At 69.6% G+C, this 19,323-nt stretch carries 14 protein-coding genes and 2 pseudogenes; 11 read left to right on the top strand and 5 right to left on the bottom strand.

Annotated features, from left to right (window positions below; genetic code table 11):
• Positions 1 to 21: 21 nt before the first annotated feature.
• Positions 22 to 1,449 (bottom strand): MBL fold metallo-hydrolase RNA specificity domain-containing protein, encoded by a 1,428-nt coding sequence (locus R2D22_RS34170; protein ID WP_318109070.1) that lies wholly within the window; start codon positions 1,447 to 1,449, stop codon positions 22 to 24.
• Between the two features lie 363 nt (positions 1,450 to 1,812).
• Here R2D22_RS34170 and R2D22_RS34175 point away from each other — a divergent pair.
• Positions 1,813 to 2,023 (top strand): annotated as a pseudogene (locus R2D22_RS34175) (glycosyl hydrolase family 65 protein); the annotation flags it as partial.
• 541 nt (positions 2,024 to 2,564) lie between these two features.
• Positions 2,565 to 3,170 (top strand): S8/S53 family peptidase, encoded by a 606-nt coding sequence (locus tag R2D22_RS34180; RefSeq protein ID WP_318109071.1) that lies wholly within the window; start codon positions 2,565 to 2,567, stop codon positions 3,168 to 3,170.
• A gap of 568 nt (positions 3,171 to 3,738) precedes the next feature.
• Here R2D22_RS34180 and R2D22_RS34185 read toward each other — a convergent pair.
• Positions 3,739 to 4,728 carry an Acg family FMN-binding oxidoreductase gene (locus R2D22_RS34185; RefSeq protein ID WP_318109072.1) on the bottom strand — a complete coding sequence of 330 codons (990 nt, stop codon included), beginning with the start codon at positions 4,726 to 4,728 and terminating at the stop codon, positions 3,739 to 3,741.
• A gap of 27 nt (positions 4,729 to 4,755) precedes the next feature.
• Positions 4,756 to 5,373: a CBS domain-containing protein gene (locus R2D22_RS34190; protein WP_318109074.1), complete on the bottom strand. Its 618-nt coding sequence runs from the start codon at positions 5,371 to 5,373 to the stop codon at positions 4,756 to 4,758.
• A 248-nt stretch (positions 5,374 to 5,621) separates the two neighbouring features.
• On the opposite strand from R2D22_RS34190, the gene R2D22_RS34195 reads away from it, so the two are divergent.
• The 4 genes and pseudogenes from R2D22_RS34195 to R2D22_RS34210 all read left to right on the top strand — a co-directional run.
• A complete protein-coding gene (locus R2D22_RS34195) occupies positions 5,622 to 6,272 on the top strand; it encodes a universal stress protein (RefSeq protein ID WP_318109075.1) in 651 nt (216 codons plus the stop codon).
• Entirely contained in the window at positions 6,269 to 7,129 is an 861-nt protein-coding gene (locus tag R2D22_RS34200) for a universal stress protein (protein ID WP_318109077.1), read from the top strand. Before R2D22_RS34195 ends, R2D22_RS34200 begins: the two co-directional genes overlap by 4 nt.
• Positions 7,130 to 7,136: 7 nt before the next feature.
• The gene (locus tag R2D22_RS34205; protein WP_318109078.1) at positions 7,137 to 9,758 is read left to right on the top strand and encodes a cation-translocating P-type ATPase; all 2,622 of its coding nucleotides are present in this window, start codon (positions 7,137 to 7,139) and stop codon (positions 9,756 to 9,758) included.
• A 190-nt stretch (positions 9,759 to 9,948) separates the two neighbouring features.
• Positions 9,949 to 11,400: pseudogene (locus tag R2D22_RS34210) on the top strand (sensor histidine kinase); the annotation flags it as partial.
• Between the two features lie 146 nt (positions 11,401 to 11,546).
• On the opposite strand, the gene R2D22_RS34215 reads toward R2D22_RS34210, so the two are convergent.
• Both R2D22_RS34215 and R2D22_RS34220 read right to left on the bottom strand, forming a co-directional pair.
• Positions 11,547 to 12,233: a response regulator transcription factor gene (locus tag R2D22_RS34215; protein ID WP_318109079.1), complete on the bottom strand. Its 687-nt coding sequence runs from the start codon at positions 12,231 to 12,233 to the stop codon at positions 11,547 to 11,549.
• A gap of 64 nt (positions 12,234 to 12,297) precedes the next feature.
• Entirely contained in the window at positions 12,298 to 12,924 is a 627-nt protein-coding gene (locus tag R2D22_RS34220) for a CBS domain-containing protein (RefSeq protein ID WP_318110148.1), read from the bottom strand.
• A 1,273-nt stretch (positions 12,925 to 14,197) separates the two neighbouring features.
• Between R2D22_RS34220 and R2D22_RS34225 the strand changes: the two genes are divergently transcribed.
• From R2D22_RS34225 to R2D22_RS34245, 5 genes are all read left to right on the top strand, one after another.
• Entirely contained in the window at positions 14,198 to 14,692 is a 495-nt protein-coding gene (locus R2D22_RS34225) for a Pycsar system effector family protein (RefSeq protein ID WP_318109081.1), read from the top strand.
• Entirely contained in the window at positions 14,689 to 15,423 is a 735-nt protein-coding gene (locus R2D22_RS34230; protein WP_318109082.1) for a Crp/Fnr family transcriptional regulator, read from the top strand. The genes R2D22_RS34225 and R2D22_RS34230 overlap by 4 nt, the downstream gene beginning before the upstream one ends.
• Before the next feature lie 109 nt (positions 15,424 to 15,532).
• Positions 15,533 to 16,318: a hypothetical protein gene (locus R2D22_RS34235; RefSeq protein ID WP_318109083.1), complete on the top strand. Its 786-nt coding sequence runs from the start codon at positions 15,533 to 15,535 to the stop codon at positions 16,316 to 16,318.
• Positions 16,318 to 18,387: a hypothetical protein gene (locus R2D22_RS34240; protein WP_318109084.1), complete on the top strand. Its 2,070-nt coding sequence runs from the start codon at positions 16,318 to 16,320 to the stop codon at positions 18,385 to 18,387. The genes R2D22_RS34235 and R2D22_RS34240 overlap by 1 nt, the downstream gene beginning before the upstream one ends.
• Positions 18,384 to 19,181, top strand: a complete 798-nt coding sequence (locus tag R2D22_RS34245) for a hypothetical protein (RefSeq protein ID WP_318109086.1) — start codon at positions 18,384 to 18,386, stop codon at positions 19,179 to 19,181. The genes R2D22_RS34240 and R2D22_RS34245 overlap by 4 nt, the downstream gene beginning before the upstream one ends.
• Positions 19,182 to 19,323: the final 142 nt, after the last annotated feature.

Consider the following 19,323-nt stretch of genomic DNA (forward strand, 5'->3'; position numbering starts at 1 on the left):
GGGGGGCCGAAGGGCCCAGTCTCAGCGGACCAGGACGGCCTCCCCTGAACGGGGGACGACAGCCGTCCAGCCCAGTTCGTGGTCGATGCGGTCGCGCAGGGCATGGGACGCGGCCGGTTCGCCGTGGACGAGGTAGGTGGTGTGCGGGGGAGGAGCGCCGCGCAGCCAGTCGATGATCTGTCCGGCGTCGGCGTGGGCCGAGAAGTGGGGGACGTCGGCGACCTCGGCCCGTACGGGCACGTACTCGCCGAACATCTTGAGCGTCCGGGCGCCGTCCACCAGGTCCCGTGCCCGGGTGCCGGCCGCGGCGAATCCGACGATGACGACCGCGTTGCGTGGATCGGGGAGGAGCCGGTGGAGGTGGTGCAGGACGCGGCCGCCGGTGGCCATGCCGGCCGAGGAGACGATGACGGCGGCTCCGTGAGTGCTGTTGATGTCGATGGATTCCTGGACCGTCCGGGCAGCGAGGAACGGCTCGGGGCTCAGCGCGGCCTCGCCCCGGGCCAGGATCTCCGGCCGCAGCTCGGCCGAGCGCTCGCGTACGGCGTCCCGGTAGACGTCGAGGGCCGCCAGGGCCATGGGGCTGTCCACGTACACGGGCACCGACCGGGGTAGGACGCTCTTGTCGCGCAGCAGGCCCAGTTCGTGCAGGACGACTTCGGTCCGGTCGATCGCGAAGGCCGGGATGACGACGGTGCCGTTGCGAGCGAGGGTGCGCGTGATGACGGCGGAGAATTCCGACCGGGCGGACTCCTGGTCGTGGCGGCGGTCGCCGTACGTCGACTCCATGAGCAGCGTGTCGGCGCCCGAGAACGGCTCGGGCGGTAGCAGCAGCGGGTGTCCGGGCCGTCCCAGGTCTCCGGAGACGGCGAGGGTGTGGCCGTCCTCAAGGGTGAGGTGCGCCCAGGCCGACCCGAGGATGTGCCCGCCGTGGTGGAGCGTCAGCCGGTTGTCGGCCATGATCTCGACGTCTGTGCCGACAGGGACCGGGTCGAAGAACGACAGCGTCTTCTCGACGTCGGAGTCGTCATAGAGCGGCTTGGCCGGGCGGTGCTTGGACCAGCCGTGTTCGTCGGCGTGCCGGGCGGCCTCCATCTGGAGGCGGGCACTGTCGCGCAGCACGATCCCGGCGAGCCGGGAGGTGTGGGTGCTGGTGAGGATGGGTCCCCGGAAGCCTTGTCGCACCAGGCGGGGCAGGTAGCCGCAGTGGTCCAGGTGGGCATGGGTCACGACCACGGCGTCGACGTCGGCGGCGTCGCGGGCGAACCGCTCCCAGTTGCGGCGCCGCAGGGTTGCGAAACCCTGGAAGAGACCGCAGTCGAGGAGGATGCGGGCATGGTCGCTCTCGACGAGGAACTTGCTTCCGGTGACCGTACCTACGCCGCCCAGGAGACTGAGGAGTGCCGGTCGCGGGGTGGTGGGAGCGGGGTACGGGGCTGCTTCGGACATGGCCAGCCCTCCTTCGGTGGGGGCCGGTCTCCACCTTCGCATCCGGCTGAGCCGATCCTGAGGGTCCGAGTGGGCCCGTCTTGGGGGCCGACCGGCTCATGCGCCGCAAGGGATTCCGCGGAGCCCGGTGCCGAGGAACGCAGCGACGCGCGAGAAGAAATGGGGGAGACCTTGAAGGCACTCGCGTTCCAGGGGCCGGGCCGCAGGGACTGGCAGGACGTGCCCGCTGGCTGATCGCCTCGGTGGAAGGGCAGGTACAGGCGGCGGGAGACGTCTTCCGAGCGCGCGAGTTCGCCGTCGTCCAGCGTCAGTTGGTCCCGGAGTTCCGAGCGGCGGGCCTCGGGAAGTTCGCCGAGCAGGCGGCGCACCAGCCACGGTTGGATGCTCAGCAGCCTCGTTCACGGCTGGGTGCTGGCGCGTCAGAAGGGCACCGGCGCCTGGCGGTACTGCGAGGAAGCTCTGCTCGCTGAAGTGGCCGACGTCCAGGGGGGGTACGACCGGTGAACGCGTCCACCTCGGCGCGATGGCCGGCACGATCGTCATCGTCGAGCGCGGGATCACCGGCCTGGAAACCGGGCCGGAAGGACCAGCAGATCAGCGACCGTGAAAAGGCGGATTCAGCCCCCACGCACACCATCAGGCGACGACGGAACCACCCGAAGAGTCGTGAATCGCCGTCTCAGTCCTGGTCGCAAGGTGGGCCGTCAAGGTGAATCCGCTACTGCACCGGGCACCCTGCCCGGTGCAGTATCCGGATTCACCGTTCGTGCTGCGCCCATGATGTCGGGCGAATCCGCCAGGTTGCCGCGCGTACGACGGAGAGCAAGCGCATCGAGTCTGCCTGGTCGGATTCACCGGAGAATCCGATCGTGAAGGAGCGTCATGCGGCCCGTGCGCATTCTGCGGTTGCTACGGGGGCCGTGCCCTCGGTGGCAGGTCTGACCCTCGTCCCTGGCGCGGCGCATGCCGGGGCAGCGGACGCCGGGAGCCAACGGGCACCGGTCACGGCCCCGGCCGCAGTCCCGCCGGAGAATCCGGGACAGTCAATGCAGGTGTGTCCACCTGAACCCGGCCGCGCCGCCTGTCAGTCGCTGCTCCGGACCGACCTGCCGCCGGTGAGGAATCTGACCCCGGGAGTCACGCCCCCCGGCCTCACCCCCAACGACATCCGCAGGGCGTACCAGCTCCCCTTCGGCGGCGGCCGCACGGTGGCGATCGTCAGTGCCTTCCACTACCCCACGGCCGAAGCCGACATCGCCGAGTACCGCCGCCAGTACAACCTGCCGCCGTGCACCACCGCCAACGGCTGCTTCGACCAGGTCTACGCAACCGGCAGCCAGCCGCCCGTCGATGCCGGCTGGGCGCTGGAGAGCGCCATCGACATTGAGGCAGTCAGCGCGTCCTGCCCCCGCTGCCACATCGTGCTCGTCGAAGACGCCAGCGACGGCATCGGCGATCTGCTCAACGCCGTGACCGTGGCCCGCACCGGCGTGCCGAGCGTCTCGCCACCGGCGAAGTTCATCTCCATGAGCTGGGGCGACGGGGAGAACGACATTCAGCCGGTCATCGACCCGACCTACTTCGACTTCCCCGGCATCGCCTTCGTCGCGTCCTCCGGCAACACTGGTGGCGTCGTCAACTGGCCCGCCCTCTCCACGTTCGTCACCGCCGTCGGGGGCACCCGTCTCACCGAGGTTCCGAACCCGGTACCGGGCCCGTAGCGCACCCGCCCCGGTCCCTGGTACGAAACCGCCTGGTCCGGCTCAGGCTCCGGCTGCACCCAGTTCCAGCCCAAGCCCCCGTGGCAGACCGACACGATCTGCCCCACCACCCGCACCACCGCGGACGTCGCCGCCGTCGCCGACCCGGACACCGGCATCTCCATCCACACCCCCACCCCCGGCCCCAACCCGGAAACGGGCTGGCTGATCGCCGGCGGCACCAGCGTCGCCGCCCCCCTGGTCGCTGGTATCTACGCCCAGGCCGGCAACCCGGGCCCCAACGACCGCCCCAACTCCTACCCCTACGCCAACCGCCGCTTCTTCTGGGACATCAACGTGGGCATGGCCGGCGCCTTTCCCGCGACCCTCGGCTACGACGCCCCCACCGGGGTCGGCAGCCCCCGCCGAGTCCGCGGCTTCCGACGCTGACTCAGCCCGAACGGCAGCCAGGCGGCGCCCTACCAGGACCACCTGGCCGAGCGTCGAGCTGTAGCTTTCAACCAGCATCCCTGGCCCAGCCTCACCCGGAAAGGGACATCACCTCACGAACCGCTCTCTGAGCGCAGGTTCAGTCGAAGGTGAGCACCTCGGAGACGGGCCGGCGCGGTGTGGCTCGTCCTTGGGGGCCGTAGCCCAGGCGGATCACCATCTGGACGAAGCCGATGGTCGAGCCGGGGTCGCGTGCGTCGGAACGGAGTTCGGGCCATTCCAGGGGCTGGGACATGAGGGAGGTGGCGAGTCCGTCGAGGGTGGCCTGCAGAAGGACGCGTTGCATCGCCTGGCCAGCCTTCAGCCAGTCCCCCGGAGTGTCCTCGACCGTGCCGAGCAGCGCGAGCTGCGGCTTCTTCTCGAAGCGCGCCGACACACGGCCGGGCACCTGGCCGGGTGCGCCGAAGTCCCTGACGGGGGAGGTCACGTCGTACTGCCGTGGGCCGAAGGCGTACGAGGGGATGCCCTCGGTGTCGGGGCCTTCCCCGGTCGCACCGGTGTGTGTCCAGGCGGCGATCTCCGCGCGCACGGCCTCGTCCGCCGCCTCGAACAGTTCGGAGGCGTGGACGAGATCCATGACGGTGTCGGTATGCCAAGCTCCCGGAACGATCAGTCGGCAGCCCTCCAGCAAGGCCGCAGCACGGAGGCCGTCGAGCACCTCGGAGGGGATCGGCTCCTCGGTGAAGGGGAAGCGGATAGTGTGCCGCCGCGCCAGGGCGGGATGGAACACGCCCAGTTCGCGGTCGGCGTCGTCGGGACCGTCGAACCGTACGTCGGCGAGGTGCCAGGGATCGTCGGGGGAGGGCAGCAGCCGTAGCATCGGATGCAGTGCCCGGTGCGCGGCGGCGACCCGCAGACCGAACAGGGCGGCACCGCAGCCGAGGTGGAGGGCGCGGTGGTCGGGGTCCTCGCGCGGCATGCTGCGCATCGGATCGCCGTGCACCTCGATGACGCCGGCACCCGCCTTGCAGACGAACTTCCACGGCTGTGCGTTGTGCATCGAGGGAGCCGTGACGGCGTCTTCGATCAGCGACGTCACGAAGGGTCGGGTCAGAGCGGTGGTAGACACGGTTTCGTCCTGTCTGCGGTGAGTCACCTAGAGACGTCGTGCGGAGTCCGTGTGGAGGACCTGAGACGTTGCGTCGTCCTCGTCGGACAGCCGGTCCACCACGGCGACGACGCCGTCCACCCGCTCGGCGAGTTCGACGAGCATCAGGGCGTGGCTGCGCCGACGGACACGACCGGCGAGCGTCACCACGCCGTCGAGGACGTGCACGTCGACGGCGTCCCCGGGCAGGTCCATGGCGTCCGTAAGAACCTCCTCGCGGATGCGGTGCCGGATCTCCGCGTCCGGGCGGAGGTAGACGCAGAGCAGGTCACGGCGGGTCACGATGCCCACCAGTCGATCCTCCACGTCGACCACGGGCAGGCGCTCGACTCCGCGACGCACCATCAGCCGCGCCGCGTCAGCCACCGTCTCCTCGGCGTGGACCGTGACCGGGGGCCTGGTCATCACTTCCCGTGCGGTCAGCTCGTGGCGGGCCAGGAGGTCGCTCTCGGAGACGACCCCGACGACGTGGTCGTCATCATCCACCACGGGGACCCCGCTGATGTCGTGCTCGGCGAGCAGCTTCGCGACTTCTTTGAAAGACGTCGCGGGGACGGCGGAGATCACGTTGCCGGTCATGAGACCGCCGATCTTCATGTGCTTCATCGCGGCGCCTCCTGTCGGGGGTCCGGAAGGTGTGCTGTCCCGTGCAACCAGCCTCCAACGCACGCCCGGGGGCGGCGAGGGCCGAACGGTCCCGGGGCAGGACCGAACGGGTCCGTCACCGCCCGTCCGTAATCCGGCCGGCCAGGGTGGGGACCTTTGGTCCCGCCGTTGGCCCCAGCGGCCCTCCGGCTGCCCGGCGCCGGCTGCCAGGGTGGAATCAAGTCCCTCGGACCGTGTGAGGTGGAACCATGGACGGAACCACGGCCCGTCCCGGCCTCGGCAGGGTCGTCGTCGGCGTCGACGGATCACTGCCAGCACGCACGGCGATCGTCGTCGGACACCGTGGCCTTGGCGGATTCTCGTCACTGCTGCTCGGATCGGTCGGCCTTGAGGTCGCGGCCGCCGCGACCACGCCCGTGACAGTGGTGCGCGGGGCCGCCGAGCCCACCCAGGCAGGCGTCGTACTGGCGGCGGTCCGGGACGAGGCCGACGTGGGCTGTGCCCGTGCGGCGGCCCGTGAGGCCCTGTTGCGCAAGGCGCCTCTACGACTCCTGCACATCTGGGGTGTGGGGCTGTCCGCCGGATCACGGGCTCTGCTCCGCAACGGTGACAAGGAGATCGCCCGCGATCACGTACGCGCGCTGTCCTCGGTGTCGGACAGGGTCCGGGAGGAGTTTCCGGACCTGACCGTGCATGCCGATGCCCAGAAGAACCACAGTGGGCCCGGAGCTCTCGTCGAGGCATCGCGCCACGCCGACCTGCTCGTCGTCGGAGGCCGACGGTCACCCGGCTATCTCGGGCCCACTATCGGATGGACCACGCTCAGCCTCCTGCAGCACGCCCACTGCCCCGTGGAGCTCATCCCTCGGCAAGGGCCCGGACATGGGAGCACGTCATGACGCCCACCACGACCCGACGCGACATCGCGGTCGGCATCGATCCGGTCAGGAACTGGCACCTGGCTCTTGCCTGGGCGGTGGACGAGGCTCACCTGCGAGGCGTGGAACTGCGCCTGGTGGTCGCGGTGCCACCGCAGAACGACCCCCAGCACATCGACGCCGCTCCTCGCCACCTGGCACAGCGGCAGGCCGGCACGGACGCTCTGCGTACGGCCCTCGCCTGGGCGCACGCCCGACAGCCGGCCATGGAGGCCACCTCCTCCCTCCTCGACGGGGCCCCGGCAGGGGTCCTGGGCGGTCTGTCACACGAGGCAGGCATGATCGTGCTGGGCTCCCGGCACCTCAGCCGTACCGAGGAGTTCCTGAGCGCGGGCTCCCTGGTCGTCCCGGTCACGGCACAGGCACACTGCCCGGTCGTCGTGGTGGGCGACGCGGAGCACGTCACGCAGGTGACGCCCTACCTCGTGGTCGGCGTCGACGGAAGCGAGTCCTCACGAGCAGCCCTGGCCTGGGCATTCGAGGAAGCGGACCTCCGGCGCTGTGCGCTGCGGGCCATCGCCGTGTGGCAGCCTCCCGTTTTCTCCCTGCAGAGCGGTGACACGCTGTTCCAAGCCGAGCGCCGCCTGCTCTCGGAGACCACTGCGGGCCGGGCGGAGACGTATCCCGACGTCCGACTCACCCACGAGGTGCTGATCGGTTCCCCCGTCGAGACGCTGGCGAACGCCGCCGAGCACGCGCTGGCCGTCGTCGTGGGCCGTCGGGGCCGGGGTGGGTACACGGGGATGCGGGTCGGTTCCGTCGTCCACGGGCTGCTGCACCGTGCGCACTGCCCGGTGATCACCGTCCCCGCGGGGTGAGCAGGCCATGACGAGGTCGGCAGTGGACCGGGCGCCCGTACTGGTGCGGGAGACGACGGGACTCACGCAGGAAGAGGCCGCCCGCCGGTTCGCCGTTGGAGGCCCCAACGAGGTGACTTCGAGTAAGCCCGTACGGCTCCACAAGCGGGTTCTGGCCCAGCTGACCGACCCACTGATCATGGTGCTGCTCGGAGCCGTCGTGCTGACCCTCGCGATCGGCGACCATCCCGACGCGATCGTCATCGGGCTGGTCGTCCTCGTGAACACGACCGTCGGCGTGGCGCAGGAGATCCGTGCCGACAACGCCGTCGCCGCCCTCTCGGCCCTCACCGCCCCGCACGCGCGCGTGCGGCGCGACGGCACGGTCTGCGACCTCCCCGCGACCTCGGTCGTCCCTGGTGACGCCCTCCTGGTAGGTGAGGGCGACATCGTCGCCGCCGACGCCGAGCTCGCCGAGGCGTCCGCCGTACTGGTGGACGAGTCCATGCTGACGGGGGAGTCCGTGCCCGTCGACAAGAATCCCGGTGCGACGCTGAGCGCGGGCACGGTCGTTGTCCGAGGCCGGGGCGTGGCGGTGGTCACGGCGACCGGGGCGTCCAGCGCGCTCGGCCGTATCGCGGCTCTGCTGGACGAAGGACGCGAGCCGACCCCGCTGCAGCGCCGCCTCGCCGCCCTCGGGCGCGTCCTCGCGGTCGTGACGCTCGCTCTGTGCGTGCTGGTCTTCGCCCTTGGCCTGGTCCGGGGGCTCCCGCTCGGCACGATGGCGGTCACCGCCATCAGCCTGGCCGTGGCGGCGGTCCCCGAGTCCCTTCCCGCCGTCGTCACTCTGGCCCTGGCTCTCGGGGCCCGGCGCATGGTCACCCGGCACGCTCTGGTGCGGCGGCTGCCCGCGGTGGAGACGCTCGGCTCGGTGTCCGTACTCGCCACCGACAAGACCGGCACCCTGACCGAGGGCCGCATGGTCGTCCAGCACATCTGGACGCCGCTGGTGACCGCCGAGCTCTCGGGTGTGGGGTACGAACCCGAGGGCGAGGTCCTGGTCGCCGGGAGGCCGGCAGAGGCGGACGAGCTCGAGCCGCTGCGCGAGCTGTTGACGGTGACCACCCTCTGCAACGACGCCACGCTGCGCCCGGCGGACGACAGTGCCTCCGACGCCCGCTGGACGGCTTTGGGCGACCCGATGGAAGCCGCCCTGCTGACGGCTGCGGCCAAGACAGGCTGCCCGGGGCCGGCGGAACTGTCGGTGACCCGTCCCCGGATCGCAGAAGCGCCCTTCGACAGCCTCCGTAGACGCATGACGACGCTCCACGAGACCGGCGGAGACAGGGTGCTCGTCTGTACGAAGGGCGCCCCCGAAGCAGTCCTCGATCCGGCGGTCCTTATCGATCCCGCGGACGCGCTAGAGGCGGCCCGCCGGGATGCCGCGCGCCTGGCTGCCCGGGGATACCGCGTGCTCGCTGTGGCATCGGGCGTGCGCAACGACCTCCCGAGCCCGGTCACCGAAGCGGAGACGGGGCTCGCGCTCCTCGGGCTCGTCGCGCTCAGCGACCCGCCCAAGCCGCATGCCGCAGCGACGCTCGCTTCCTGCCGGGCGGCCGGCATCACCCCCGTCCTCATCACGGGGGACCACCCGGCGACGGCGCGGGCGGTGGCGTCCCGCGTCGCACTCCTGGGCGACAGTGGCCAGACGGAAGACTACGTGGCCACAGGGACGGACCTGGCTGCGGGGCGGGTCGCCGACCTCACCTCGGTTCGGGTCTTCGCCCGTACGGACCCCCAGCAGAAGCTGGACATCGTGGAGGCGTGGCGCGCCAGGGGAGCGGTGACCGCGATGACCGGTGACGGGGTCAACGACGGCCCCGCCCTGCACCGCGCCGACATCGGCGTCGCCATGGGCGCACGCGGCACGGAGGTCGCGCGACAGGCCGCGGACCTGGTCCTCACCGACGACGAGCTGTCGACGGTCGTGGCGGCTGTCGAGGAGGGACGCCGCGTCTACGACAACATCCGCAGATTCCTCGTCTACGGGATGGCCGGCGGCGCGGCCGAGATTCTCGTCATGCTGATCGGCCCCGTACTGGGACTGCCTCTGCCCCTTAGAGCGGGGCAGATCCTGTGGATCAACCTCCTGACGCACGGTCTCACCGGCGTCGCCATGGGCGCCGAACCGGCCTCCCCGGGCGCGATGCGACGACCGCCTCGCCCGCCGGGCCAGCACATCCTGGGCGGCGGTGCCTGGCAGCGCCTGCTCGTCCTGGCCGCTGTCGTCACGACGGTCTCCCTCGGTGCGGGACTCGGCGCCCGCGCACTCGACCTCGCCTGGCAGAGCGTCCTCTTCCTTGCGCTGCTCGCCGCACAGCTGGGGGCGGTCCTGGGACTCCGCGCCCGGTTGTTCACGCGCAGGAACCCGTTCCTTCCCCTTTCCGTCCTCGCCTCCGCCCTGCTTGCCGCGGCGGCGCTGTACGTGCCCTTCCTGAGCTCGGTCCTGGAGACCGAACCGCTCAGCTGGGCGGGCGTCGGGATCGCATTGGCCGGCGCCCCCGCGGGGTTCCTCGCCGCGCGGCTCGTCCGCACCGCCTTCCGTGGGACGAATCCGGCTGGAGCGTCGGAGACACCGGAACTACCGTGAATATGTGCCCGTCGGGCGAGGACCGTGCGCTCGACGTGGCCGGAGGTGGTGATGGAGCACGAGCGGCCGGTGCCGGCGGACAGCAGGCTTCCGCGGCTGCGGCTCGACCGAGCTGCTCGACGAGCTCCAGGCCCGCATCAACGAGGTACGGGGCACCAGGGACCGGCTCAAGGGGCTACTGGAAGCCGTCATGTCCGTGGGCAGGGAACTCGACCTGCCTCAGGTGCTGAGGGGCATCGTGGAGGCGGCCGTCACCCTTGTGGACGCCGAGTACGGAGCTTTGGGCGTCATCGGGGACGACAGTAAGCTCTCGGAGTTCCTCCCCGTCGGCATCGGAGACGACCTGCGGGCGCAGATCGGCGACCTGCCCTCCGGGCACGGCCTGCTCGGTGAGCTGATCCGCAACCCCAAAACGCTGCGGCTCGCCGAGTTGTCCGAGCATCCCGCCTCGTACGGGTTCCCGCCGCATCACCCGCCGATGCACTCGTTCCTCGGCGTGCCCATCCGGGTCCGCGACGAGGTCTTCGGCAACCTCTACCTCACCGAGAAGCGGGGAGCGGCGGACTTCGACGCCGAGGACGAGGCTGTCGTGACGACGCTGGCCGTCGCGGCCGGCATTGCCATCGAGAACGCTCGCCTGTACGAGGAGGGCCGCCTCCGGCAACGGTGGCTGGCCGCGAGCGCTGACCTGACGAGTGCCCTGCTGTCCGGCTCGGAGGAGACCGAGGTCCTCGACGGGATGCTGGAGCAGGCGGTCGACATCGCGGGCGCCGACATGGGGGTCTTCTACTTGGTGGGTGTCAGCGGTGAACTGCGGGGCTCGCTCGCCCGCGGTGAGGGGGCCGAAGCGCACCGGGGCGTCGTCCTGCCGACCAGCGAGGGAACGCTGGCCGAGGCGGCACTCGCGCAGGAGGGTCTGGTCACGGTCGCCGACGTCGAGCACGAGCCGCGCATCAGGGTGCAGCCCGAACGATGGGAGGGGTTCGGGCCGGCGGTGGCCGTCACGGTCGGCACCAAGGAGCGACTGAGCGGGGTGCTGATCCTCGCGCGGCGGCACGGGCGGTCGCCCTTCACGGGGCCGGAGATCCTAGCTCTCCCCGGATTCGCGGGACAGGCGGCACTGGCGCTCGAACTGGCCGACCGGCGACGCGACGCCGAGCAGGTGAGTCTTCTGGAGGATCGTGACCGGATCGCCCGTGACCTGCACGACCTCGCGATCCAGCGCCTGTTCGCCACGGGGATGACGCTGCAGAGCGCCCGGCGGTTCGTCGAACACCCGGAGGCCCTGGACCGGCTGGGGCGGGCGATCGACGACTTGGACGCCACCATCAAGATCATCCGGTCGACCATCTTCGGGCTCCGGGAACACGACACCCCCGGCACCGCCCCGAAGCTGAGGAACCGCGTGGTCAAGGCGGTGGACGAGGCCGCGACCACGCTCGGATTCACCCCCGCCCTGCGAATGGAGGGCCTCCTCGACACGGACGTGCCCTCTGAGGCAGCCGAACAGGTGATCGTGGTCATCGGTGAAGCCCTCGCCAACGTGGCCCGGCACGCGCGGGCCCGCCGGGCCGAGGTGTCGGTCGTCGCCGACGACGGCGTGCTGGCGGTGACGGTGAGCGACGACGGCGTGGGCATCCCGCAGGGCGGCAGGCGCAGTGGACTGCGGAACCTGTCCGAACGGGCCGAGCGGCTGGGCGGCAGCCTGGTCGGTCCGAGCGCGCGTGGAGCCCAGCAGCGGCACGGTACTCGAGTGGCGGATCCCGCTGCCGACCGAGCGGGACTGAGCTACGTCTCCTCGGCGTCGTGCTCGTGGGCCTGCGCGGCGATCACGGCGGCCTGCACGCGACGTTCCACGCCGAGTTTGCCGAGCAGCCGCGAGATGTGGTTCTTGACGGTCTTCTCGGACAGGTAGAGCCGCGCGGCGATCTGCCGGTTGGTGAGCCCCTCGCCGATGAGATCGAGCACGGACCGCTCCCGCTCCGACAGCACCGCGAGCCGTTCGTCCTCAGGTGGCTTCGCTGCCTCGGGGTCTCGAAGCGAATGCATCAGCCGAGCCGTGGTGGCCGGGTCCAGCATCGACTGCCCGGTGGCCACGGTCCGCACGGCCGAGACGAGGTCCGACCCCTTGACCTGTTTGAGCACGTACCCGGCCGCCCCGGCCATGATCGCGTCGAGGAGAGTGTCCTCATCGTCGAACGACGTCAGCATCAGGCACGCCAGCTCGGGCATCCGGGACCGCAGCTCCCGGCACACGGAAATGCCGTCGCCGTCCGGCAGCCGGACGTCGAGAACCGCCACGTCCGGCCGCAGCGCGGGTCCCCTGGCCAGAGCTTGCTCGGCCGTCGCCGCCTCCCCGACCACTTCCAGATCGGGCTCGTCGTCGATCAGGTCACGGAGGCCCCGGCGGACGACCTCGTGGTCGTCGACGAGGAACACCCCGGTGAGCGCGGTGGCTACCGGTAGCTCGGTCATGGCGACCCCTGTGGTCGGTCGGGTGCATACGCGCCCCCACAAGGATTGTCCGTCATGAAGCGTCTCAGGGGGCAACGAGATCCATCCGGACGTCGACCACGCCCTCCACAGCCCGCACGGCGCGGGCGACCAGCGGCACCATCGACCGGTCGGCGAGCGACCCACGGACCGTGGCCACACCGTCCGCGACCGTTACAGCGAGCCCCACGGTGGCGGCCGGCTCGCCGAGGACGGAGCGGCGGATGTCCTCCTCGATCTCCGCGTCCGTACGGAGGAACACCTTCAGCAGATCACTCCGGCTGACCACACCCTCCAACATGCCGACCCCGTTGACCACGGGCAGGCGCTTCACCCTCCGCGTCGCCATGATCCGTGCCGCTTCGGCGAGGGTTGCGTGAGGATGGACGGTCACGGCCGGGCTGGACATGAGTTCCCCGGCCCGTACGGCTCCGGCCTTGGACGCCGCGGCGAACTCGTCCGGGCGGGGCTCGTCCGTACGGAACTCCTCCTTGGCGAGCAGATCGGCCTCCGACACGACCCCGATCACCCGTCCCTCCCCCTCCAGAACGGGCAAGGCGCTCACCTTCCACTGGTCCATGAGCGCCACGATCTCCTTGTACGGCGCGTCACGACCGATGGCGATGGCGGTGTGGGTCATGACGTCGCTGACGGTGTAGCGCGAGGCGGGCATCACGTTCTCCCGGAGGGGTGAAGATTTACGGGCTGACCAGCGGTACGGCTGCAACAGCCCCGACCAGCTGAGCAGTTCGCCGGCGCTGACGCTGACGACCACGCCGGGCCGCCTGCCGGGAACGTCGACGTCCAGGGCGACCGTGCCAGCACGGACGATCCAGAATCGATGGGCGTATCCGCCTTCCGAATAGCCGGGTCTCTTCTGGGAAGTCCATCGGGCTGGCGCACTACAACAGCCGTTGACGCTGGTCGGCGGAGAGAGCTGCTGCGAGCCGTGGGTTAGGGGGTAGTGCTCATCGGCGGCCTCCGCATCAGAGTCCACTCCAGTCTGGCCGGACTCTGTGTTGGAGGGCAGGGCCGGATGGCCCCTTCGGGGCCCTGTTAGGCCCGTGCGAGGCGGGTCAGACCCGCCTCTGGTGCCGCCGTGTGGGGCACGCACCGGATTCTTGTTCTTGATCGCAAGATGCCGAATGGGCGACCTTCCGGCACGTGTGTGTCAGTCAAGCGACCCGGAGGGCCGCGCCCCACGCCTTGGCGCGATCCCGTTCGCCGGCGCGCAGCGGCCCATCGATCTCCTCGATGATGAATCCCCACCGGTTCCGCGACGAGTTCATACGCAGCGTCGGCGTAGAAATTGACTGCTTCCTTGGTGGCGGAGACTGTGTCGACGCGAACCATGAGGCGCAACTGGCGTTCGGGGATCTCGCGGATGGGGGCGTCGTCGAAGACGAGCTGGGCGCCGAACGGGGAGTCGGTGCTGAAACCGGGAAACGGCTGGTGAAGGTTCTCCTGGCCCGGTTTGGTGTACTGGCAGCGCTCGAGCGAGTTTCCGGATGCCGTCGACTGCATGGGAGGGGCCGACCAGCCCGAGGGGGATCTGACGGGGGCCGGTAGGGGAGTGGGCGTCGGCGGGGTCGAACACGCTGATGCCGTGCCGGGGATCGGTATGGCGGTTTTCCGGCACGGAACTCCAGCTCTGGCTCGTGCAGTACCGGTGCTTCACTACGGCCGCTCCCGCAATCCCTCGAAGGGCCCATTCACCCTCGGTTCGGCGCTGGCGATTGCGGAATCCAGACGCTTTCGTCGATGGCGTGTTTCCAGTACGCGGGGAGGGGGCCCTGTCGTCAGGTGCGTCGCTTCCTGCTGCAGCACCCGGGGAGTGCGTTCTTGGCCAAACTGCCCCAAGTGAGGTTTTCGGGACACCTGTGCTGTCCATGATTCTGCCCGGGCTGGCAGGTGGAAGTCCTGCCTGACACAAAGGGGGGTGGCCGGTGGCGGTCGAGTCGACGGAGACTGCGTGGCGGATTCAGGCGGCTGTTGCGGATTTGACGGCCAAGGCTGATTCGAAGGCCTCGTTTGCACTGACCGTGCAATCCACGGCTTTGGCTGTCTTAGGACTGCTTGTGGGTTCCCAGCGAGCGGCAGGTGACCTCGACTCTGGCGCATCACGGCTGTTGCTGTGGTGCGGCGTCCTACTCATGGTGGGCGGAGCCAGCTGCGCGGCCTGGGCCATCTCGCCGAACCTCCGAAAGGAGCGGCGGGGGCCGGAACGTGACGACGACTTCCTGTACTTCGGGCATGTTCGGCACTTGGAACCGGCGGAGCTCGAAGAAGTCCTCCGGAACAAAGATCCGCTGCCACCGCTGTCCCGGCAACTGGTGGTGATGAGCGAGATCGCCTGGACGAAGCACCGCCGCGTGCAGTGGTCGCTCACGTTGGCAGTTGCGGGCTGCACCGCCTTCGCTCTCGCGACTGTGGTCGGATGACCCACCAGTACGGCAGGACGCTGATGAACTTCTGCTCCCTGGTATCCGCCGACGTATGGCGCGACCTTGTCGAACGCGGGCGCCGGCGAACGTTCCGGCGTGGGTCCGTGCTGCTGCGAGAGGGGGAGTCGCCCGACTCCGTGATCGCACTGGTCGACGGCCTGGTGAAGGTGACCCAGATCAATGAGTGCGGGGACGAACTGACGCTGACGCTGCGTGGACCAGGCGAAGTGCTGGGGGAAATAGGCGCCTTACTCGGGCGACCACGCTCGGCCACCGTCACCGCAGTCCGTCCGTGTACAGGCTTTGTTCTGCCAGCCCACGCCTTCCGCGGCTACATAGAGCGCCATCGCCTGGAGACGGTGGTGTACCAGCTGACCGTAGAGCGGCTCAACACCCACGAACGCCTGCGAGCGGACCTCGCGCACCTGCCACGCGTGGCGCGCATGGCCCGCATCGTCAGTCACCTCGCAGACGAAATCGGCCACCCGCACGGCGACGACGGCCTCGTCGTCGAGTTGGGCATGGTCCGCACAGAGCTGGCCACCATGGCGGCCATGAGCCGCTCATCAGCACTTGACGCTCTCAGCCAGCTGCAGGCGGCCGGTGTCCTGACACTCGGCCGCCAGAACCTGGTCATCAACGATGTCGCCCGCCTCAGGGCAGCCGCCCGGGACGAGAAGCAGCTTCCGGGCGGCATCGGCTGCCAGGGCGACGCACCCAGCATGTGACTCAGCGCACGCCCGTACCGTCCAGTCCTGGACCATCTCGTCCCTGCTCCTCCGCGAAGGTCGTGTTCGCCGCGATTCCGCGGAGGACACCCGACGAGAGGAGCGGCACATGTTGCCGTCTTGGGAGCCGTTGTGGCCCTACCGGGCCGTACTGGCGGTGGACGCCCGCAACTTCAGTGCGCTGGACAGCAGGGGCATGCAGCAAGTGAACGCCGACATCCTGCCGTTGCTGTCCGAGGCGCTCAGCGCCAGCAACGTGAGCGCTCAGTGGCAGCTGCGGGTTTTCGGCCAGCACGCCGGAGACAGCTACGTCGCAGGCATGGACCCAGAGGTGTTGCCCGCGCTGGTGGGCTGCTTCCCCGACGCCCTGAGGCAGGCTCTTGGGCGCCGACGCGCGGATAGCCCTGCCAGTACGCCCCTGCAGCTCAGGGTCAGTATCCACGTCGGCCCGCTGCCACACACTGGGCTGGGCGTACCGATGGTGCACACCCACCGGCTCCTGGACGACGACGCACTGCGCACCCTGCTGAACCGCGCGAACCCGGAGATCACAAACACGGCGGTGATCATCTCGCAACGCGTCTACGAGGACGTTTTCGAAAGCGGCTGCATCAACGGCGACGTCCTGCCCGACCAGTTCATGCGGCACCTGGTGAAGGTGAAGAAGTTCCAGCAGCCGGCCTATGTCCACATCCCCGGCTTCGATTGGCGGCTCGCGGACCCCGACATCTTCGAACCCCTCGACAGCACGGATGCGGCCACTGAGCAGCCGGCCACTCCGCCCGGAGCATCCCCTCAGCCGGCCTCCACTGCCCCGGGCACGGTCAGCTTCAGTCATACGGGCGAGCACGGCATCCAGGCCTACAACCACTTCGGCGGCGGGCGGGGGCAGTGATGATCGACAACGAGCAGGGCCAGCGAGGAGGCACGGCGACCACGTCGCCATCGGCGGAGCCACCGCCGGTGGAGCCGGTCGAGCCGAACGATCCCGCAGGATCCCCTCCACCGCCAGACGGCGGCGCGCCGAACGGTCAGCCGCAGTCCAGCTCCGTGCGCTTCAGTCACTCCGGTGAGCACGGCATCCAGGCCTACAACCTGCACCTGAACGGTGATCAGGCGATATCCGTCCCCATCACCGAGAGCGACGCCGACTATAAGGCGAGCCAGGATGGCCGGTTCGTCCCGCCACGCAACACAGACCAGTGGGAGGCCGCTTCCAAACTGCTGGACGAATACGGAGTCATCGTGCTCTGCGCAGCCCAGGGCAACGGCCGGCGCACGGCTGCCATACGCCTGCTGAGTACCGTGACCAGCCCTCGGCCGGCCCTCTTCGACCTCGACCCGGAATGGTCCAAGCCCTCGGTCCGCCCGCTGCCGAAAGAGGCGGGGCTGGGATGCATCCTTGATCTCTCCGACCTCGCGGAGCAACCTGGCGAACGGCTGGGCACCGACCTGGTCAGCTACGGGGCGGCGCTGCGCAAGAACAACTCCTTCCTCGTCATCCTGGCCACGCCCGCCGATTGGTATGGCCACTGGGCCGAACCAACGCTGCCCTTCACCGTCCGGCTGGAGTCTCCCGACGCGCGCGCCCTCGTCACAGCGGAATTCCGGGCGAACTACCGCGGTGATCGTGTGACCTGGTTGGACAGGACGGAGTTCGCTGGCATCTGGAAGGCCAACCCGTCCGCGCGTGCCGCGTGGCGCCTGGCTGACCGTCTGCTCCGGGCGTCCGGCCAGGAGCAGATCCAGGCGATCGTCGATGAGTTCGGCGACTGGCACGGTGAAGTCGAGAGACTCCTCAGCAGGAATCGGGCGACGGGGGGCGACACGCAGCTGCTGTCCACCCGGGTTACGGTCTGGGCGGGCGCCCTGCTGCACGGAGGACAGCGCGGGTCCGTCATCAAGGCAGCCGATGACCTCCTGACCCGGCTCGGGCTTGAGCGCCACCCTGTCAACGTTCTGGCCGACGCCACCACGTCGAGCCGCCTGGACGGTGCGGAGATCACTCGCGACGGAGACCGGGCCTTCCACGACACACAGAAAGAAGGCCTGCCCGCCGCCATCCTGCGTCACCTTTGGGACGAGTTCCCCACCCAGCATGAACTCCTGCGCAGGTGGGCCATTGGCATCGCCGCAGACCGCACCGTCCCGGAAGAGGACGCCCGGCTGATTACCACCGCACTGTGGAAACTGGCGGCGCACCGCCACGACCGGGCCATCCTCGACGGGCTGGCGAGCGACCTCAAGGGCTCTCGGAGGGTCCTGGCGGTCGAAGCCCTCACCAAAGCAGCCGGGGACGCCGAGTTCGGCCGCTACGTCAGGGACCGCCTGCGCCAGTGGATGGACGCCAAGAACCCTTCGGACGACAAGGTCGAGCTCGTCATCGAGATCTGCGCAGGCACCTGGGGAATCCAACAGCCGACCCTTGCCCTGACACGGCTGGGCAAAGCAGCAGGCCACAAGACGTTCGGATCCGCAACCGTCGTCAATGCCTTCCAGCAACTCGCGCTGCAACGACCGGACGATGTGCGCAAGGCCGTCGACCAATGGCTCACCGACACCGAAAGCCGGCCCGCCGACGAGCCCCTGCGCCGCCAGACTCTCGGATCCTTCCTCGCCCTCGTCTCCAGCGACGAGGGAACAGACCTGATCCTGAACAACACACACGACACCGAAGCCCGGCCGCGCATCATCCACGCATGGCAGAAACTGCTGTCCACCGACGACGCCGTGGACGCGGTCGTCACGCAATTGTCGCGATGGCATGAGCGATTCCAAGAGCACCCCGACCGCCGGGAAGCCGTGGTGGACGTCCTCGCCGACATCTTCGCCCCACCCAGCCTCCGCCCCGGTCTCGACCGGCTCATGGTGACGGAAGAAGCGGCCATCCTCCCCTTCTGGCGCGAGGTCCTGGTGCTGGCCGCCAACCGCTACCAGGCCTCCAAGGAGGCATCGACCCCTTGACGACCGACGGACCCGGCCCGTGGTGGAACCGCCGGCGCAGTCGGATCCGGGCCCAGTGGCCCACACGCCTCCCCGGCATCCGCTTCTGCGCCCGCGGCACCCTCACCTACCAGGCACACGCCAACATCAAGGACGGCGGCACGGCCAGCGCCCGAGCCGCCGCACGACTCGCCCTGGACGAACTCGGCCGCGGCATCACCCAGAACCACATGCCCGAACAGCTCACCACCGCACAAGAAGGCCTCACACTCGCCGCAGCGCACTGGCACACCCCCAAGGACACCCCAGGCCTCTGGCTGAAGGCACACATCACCCTGCTGCTCACCGAGCAAGACGCAAACCGGGCCCAGAGATACCAAGACGCCATACGCGAGGTGACACTCCAGCTCGCGCAGGAACACGAACGCCGAGAACGGTTCAGACAAGCGGTGTTCAACAGCCCGGACGCCACGCGCATCTGGTGGCTCGACCGCCACCTGGACGCCCTGCAATCCCTCGACTGGGACCTCTTCAAGGAGAAGATCCTCCCTCTCGTCGGCACGGCCGACGACATCCAGTCCAAGGCCGAACGCATCGCCCACACCCTCCTGTACGTCTGGGAGAAACTGGGCAATGACCCAGGACAACACGCCCGCTTCACCACCACCGTCCGCACCGTCCTGGACCAGATGGGATGGAACGACGCGCTCGCCTGGTCGGCACTGGGCGAGCCGTCAGCGGCTGATTCGACCGAGAGCGTCCGCGATGACGGCGCAGAGCAGGGTCGCGTCGCCGAGGCGGGCACGGCCCGATGAAGCTATCCGCCCTGCGCTGGCTGCTCGACCCGGCAACCAGCCTCCTGGCTCTGCGGCTTCGTGCTCAAGAAGGCGGCCGTATGTCCTACGACGCGGCCTGGCGGCTGGCCCGGGTGACCCGCCACCCCGACGAAATGGTGTA

The sequence above is a fragment of the Streptomyces sp. HUAS YS2 genome (assembly GCF_033343995.1).
In the GTDB taxonomy this organism is placed as follows: Bacteria; Actinomycetota; Actinomycetes; order Streptomycetales; family Streptomycetaceae; genus Streptomyces; species Streptomyces solicathayae.